Raw genomic sequence first — 530 nt, 5'->3', positions numbered from 1 at the left:
GTAATGCCCAGAAGCCCGGGTCCGCCGCGGGCAGAATTCCCGCGAGCACCGCACCCATCGCCCCGCCCATGATCAGCAGCGGCGCCAACACGCCCCCTGATGTTCCTGAACCAAGCGCCACCGACCAGATGATGGCCTTCACCACCAGGAGGATCAGCGCGGCGGTCGCGATCGTGCGGCCGTCAAGCATATTGGCGATGTTGTCATAGCCGACGCCGAGCGCGTGCGGTTCGATCAATCCGCCTATGCCGACAACCAAACCGCCCAGCATCGGCCACCACATCCAGTGAATGGGCAGCTTCTGGAAGCCGTCCTCGCAGGCATAGACCATCTGCGTCAGCAGCCCCGACAACAGTCCTGCGCAGACGCCGATCGCGACCCAGCCGGCAAGGCCGACAAAGGTCACCTCCATGCCACCCTGGAACGGAAAGATCGGCCCGGGCAGATGCAGCATGGTGCGCTCGACTTCGGCAATGATCGCCGCCACTGCCACGGGGATGAAGCTGCGCGGCGTCCATTCGAAAAGCAGC

At 64.5% G+C, this 530-nt stretch carries 1 protein-coding gene; it reads right to left on the bottom strand.

The window, feature by feature from the left end; translation table 11 throughout:
* A partial coding sequence (locus tag EN935_RS39665; protein WP_164771913.1) for a chloride channel protein occupies positions 1-530 on the bottom strand: 530 nt, incomplete at both ends.

Source organism: Mesorhizobium sp. M7D.F.Ca.US.004.03.1.1 (genome assembly GCF_003998635.1).
Classification (GTDB): Bacteria; Pseudomonadota; Alphaproteobacteria; order Rhizobiales; family Rhizobiaceae; genus Mesorhizobium; species Mesorhizobium loti.
The sequence above is the reverse complement of the archived record's forward strand: the minus strand, read 5'-3'. Positions and strand labels throughout refer to the sequence as shown.